We start from the raw sequence: 4,214 nt of genomic DNA on the forward strand, positions 1-4,214 counted from the left end.
TATTTACGTTCTTATTTATATCCTTATTTACGTTTATTTTTGTTTCACACAAAAATAAACGCTCCCTATAACTATTAAAAGTTATAGGGAGGTTAGTGGCACTATGTGATTTAATAGAATGTTCAACTTTGAATTAATTTTCTACAAAACTCTTATTTTATCATTTAGAGATAATCCTTCAAAAAATAACTGGAACTTATAAATTCAAAATTAGTTATATACTTAAAAAGCAATCAAATTCACTTTTGGGATCTTGATATGAAGTGAAAATAATCGTTTCTTTTTCTCCTCGTATAAACCCACTTTTGTATTTAAGTCCTAAAATAAATGAATTACTAAATTTAAATAAATCATATTTATAATACTTATATACTTGATATAAATCATTTACAGTATAACTTTGTCGTTCTTTACTTCTAAAACGTCCAGTTAAGTTTGTAGCTATTGCGGTAGATAATTTTAATTGCTGTATCAATTGATTTATATATTCTCTTCTTTCTACATGATTATCAAACAACTCATTAGCTAATTCATAAATTTCAGAAGGGTGAGGTGAATTAGTCATATTTTTTAGTAATGTATAGATGTGAATTTTTAGACCTTCAACATAGCCATTTTTACTATTGTTGGTTGGCCAACTTTTCATATTGATAATTCTATCTTCTAATTTTTCATCTATAGCTTTTAAATAATAGATTAATGGACTCATTCCCTCAATTGTTTGTGATTTGTTACTGTTGAATTTTTCAATTATTTGTCCAGTTTCATTATTTATTCTAATATAACTCTTTCCTACTTTACTAAGTTTTTCAAAAAGATTATCACCATCAAATTTTATATCATTCATTTCCAAAATATCTGGTAAAGATTTCGCAATTTCTGGAAAATCTGTACCTGTCACAGAAGATTTTAATAAAGTTAGAGAATCTTCATTACATAAGTATTTTAAATCATTAATTAACAACTCTTTATTGGGATACCAAGTTATATTCTTATTTCTCACCTTATTTACTACTTGTTTCAATTCTGTATCCTTACATAAAATATAATCTGCATTGCAACATTCTAACTCTTCAACTAGCTGTAAATGTATTGAACTAGATTTATGACCTAAATCACTAATTTTTCCTATGGCAATTATCTTATTACCTGAATAAAATTTTGTTTGACTATTAAAAGCTCTAATCGCATTAATCATTGCTGGTAATGAAGCATTATGTGTATCATCTAGCAAGGTTAATTTATGCGATTTTGTTTGTATCTCTTTTAACGATAATATTTTGGAAAATGGTTTAAATTTTTTTAGTGATTTTTTCTTTATTGGCAAATTTAAACTTTTAAGTGCTAACATACTTGCAAGTGCATTATAGACCATTCCTTTACTAATCGTATTAATTTGATAAACTTCTTTTTCATTATTTTGGTTTTCTATTAAGAACTCAATATTCCCTTTATTATATCTGATATTTTTAACAGACAAATCAACTTTACTATCCTTATTAATACCATAAGTTAACACATTGTTAGTGTTTTCTTGTGCTTTATTAACTAAGTAATCAGCATATAATGTATCATTATTAACAATTGCTGTCCCATTATCTGAAAGACCTTCAAAAATTCTTGTCTTAATTTTAGCAATGTCTTTAACAGACTTAAAAGTTGAAAAATGTGCTTCACCTATGCCAGTAATAATTGCTATATTTGGTTTTAAGTAAACAGCTGTATTTTCAAGATAATTAATTGCATTCATAGATGTTTCAATTACAGCGAAGTCGGGATTTTTAATTAATTTCAACATATTACTATAAATAGCTGCTCTGACATTATTATTACCTCTATTTTCAAGTACATTAAAATCACTTAATAAACTAGTAATTAACATCCTAGTTGAACTTTTCCCCATTGATCCAGTTATAGCAATAACTGGGTTTTTATATTGATTTCTAATATATATAGCTAATTTTTTTAAAGCTTGAACAGAGTCTTCTATAATTATTTGTGGGGTGTTAAATGTTAAATCAGAAATATATTTTTCTGTTATAATTAATCCTATTTCTCCATTTTGTCTATCTACTAAATCATTACCATCTAGAGCGTTTTTATTTCTTCCTAATTCTCTTGACCATGTTTCTTTATTAGGAGATAAATACGCAGTTTTTTTACTTTTTATCAAATGATAAACTGTTTCAAAATCATTTATTTCATTCGATTCTTTATTGTTTGCATCTTTTAACTCTCCACCTATAATATTGTGGATTTTTTTAATTGTTAACATAATAAATACCTACCCTTTAAATTCCCTTTGATATTGTACATACCCTGAAAGATAATGTTCAATATCGTCAATTCGAACACGATAGCCATGATGCTTAATATAGAAACTCCCTAAGATTCTAGAGGGGTTTTTAAAATACATTGCAATTTCAGGATAAAAAAATCCAACTCTTTGATAATCTGCTCTAATATCAATAACTTCTTTTAAATATTTTTCATCTATCAAATGATTTACTAATTCTTCAAAACCAGTTTCTTTTGCTTTTTTAACTAATCTATAAGTAGCCATTAACATTTCTAAAAATGTTGGGAATGTTGTTTCTCGATTTTTAATATAATCAAGATAATTATTGACATTTTTAATTCCAAATTCAAAATATCTATCTTGTGGATTGATTTGGACTAATTCATTTGTACAATAACCTAACCAATGATCATGGTATTGCCAATATTTTTTCTCAATGAAACGATCCATTAATTTTTCTACAGTCTTCAACCATAATTCATTTTTATCTTTTTGATATAGTCTCAACAATGCAAGTGCTGCTTCACCATCATAATAAATAATTCTGAATTTTTCTTTAACGCTTAAATCTGGATAATTTAATATATGGGTTGTTTCATACGTGTTTTTATCAATCATTGTAAGGATGCCTTTCGCTACTTTTTGAGCGTTTTTAAGGTATTCAAGGTTATCTTCATGTTTTAAATATTCACATACCGCAAATATAAATGAAGCATTTTGTCCTAATTTGATTTCATTAGATTCGTTAGTATCATCATAAATATATGCTTTATCCCCAACCTCAAGTAACTGATTTGAAATAACATAATCAATTGCTTTTTCAACAGGTTGCAAACTTTTTCCTAGATAAGCCAATCCTTCTATTAAAGCATAAGTAGAAGAGGAATGTCTTAAGATATTATAGAAACTAATTTCCTTATCGAAATGCGGAAAATATCCATAAATATACTTACCACTATCTAGCAACATATTTTGTAAAAATGTGGTACTACTTTCAATTAATTGATCTATTTCTTCCTCTAAATGATTTATTTTTCTTAAACCTTTTCTATAACCCTTACTATGTAGTTCATATACTTCCTCATCATCTATAAAAAAACCTTTTGTATAGAATTTAACAACTTCTTTTTCATTATAAAATTCACTAGAAAAGACCTTTTTGTTAGTTGTATATTTTCGTAAATAATTATTGATGTTTTTTTCAGAAAGAAATAATTTTTTGGTAGTGTTATCTGGTCTAATAAAGGCATTAGCATTAATTTCTTCAGGTAAAACTGCTAAATTCCATAGACTATCAAATGCTATACCAAAATCCACATAGTTCCTTCTTGTAGTTACTAAAGTTTTTTTTAATTCTTTAAATAAAACTTTTTCTGTTGACATAACAACATCTAATTTAATCCACTCAGGAAACTCACCTGATTTCTTTTTAAATTTAAGTGCTGATTTTGAAATATCTTGCTTTAAGTACTTAGTTTTTTTAAACAGTTTAACTTGAGCTTTAATATTATGTCTACCTAAACTTAAAAAGACATAATCATCTTTTTTCACCTCATGATAAACTTCATCCATCAATTTATTTAATTTTTCTTCGAAATTCATTATTTCCTCCTCATTTATAATATTTTATTAGTTTATGATATTTAAAATAAAACCAGGCCATGTAAGGCCTGGTTTTAAACTTTACTTACAATAATGAAGCTTACCTATTATTTTTCTTCATTATTATTGTTTTTGCGACGTTTCCCAACTAAGAATAATCCTCCAAGTGCAGCAAATAAAGAACCAAATAATGTACTGTTTACTTGATCATTATCACCTGTATCAGGTAAAGATTTACCATCTGATTTTCCATGATTACCTTTCTCTGCATCGGCATCAGCATCGGCATCAGCATCTGCGTCTGCATCAGCAT

At 26.6% G+C, this 4,214-nt stretch carries 3 protein-coding genes; all 3 read right to left on the bottom strand.

What is annotated here, in order from left to right; genetic code table 11:
- Nucleotides 1-214: 214 nt before the first annotated feature.
- Entirely contained in the window at nucleotides 215-2,275 is a 2,061-nt protein-coding gene (locus tag HMPREF3031_RS05980) for a Mur ligase family protein (RefSeq protein ID WP_070724703.1), read from the bottom strand.
- A 9-nt stretch (nucleotides 2,276-2,284) separates the two neighbouring features.
- Nucleotides 2,285-3,901 carry a poly(glycerol-phosphate) alpha-glucosyltransferase gene (locus HMPREF3031_RS05985; RefSeq protein ID WP_070724704.1) on the bottom strand — a complete coding sequence of 539 codons (1,617 nt, stop codon included), beginning with the start codon at nucleotides 3,899-3,901 and terminating at the stop codon, nucleotides 2,285-2,287.
- A 107-nt stretch (nucleotides 3,902-4,008) separates the two neighbouring features.
- Nucleotides 4,009-4,214: LPXTG cell wall anchor domain-containing protein (locus HMPREF3031_RS05990; RefSeq protein WP_142351312.1), on the bottom strand; the 206-nt coding region annotated here is incomplete at its 5' end.

This window comes from Staphylococcus sp. HMSC072B07 (genome assembly GCF_001815505.1).
In the GTDB taxonomy this organism is placed as follows: domain Bacteria; phylum Bacillota; class Bacilli; order Staphylococcales; family Staphylococcaceae; genus Staphylococcus; species Staphylococcus simulans.

Coding starts and splice junctions, on each gene's coding strand:
- HMPREF3031_RS05985 (WP_070724704.1), bottom strand. CDS start 3,901: ATGAATTTCGAAGAAAAATTAAATAAATTGATGGATGAAGTTTATCAT.
- HMPREF3031_RS05980 (WP_070724703.1), bottom strand. CDS start 2,275: ATGTTAACAATTAAAAAAATCCACAATATTATAGGTGGAGAGTTAAAA.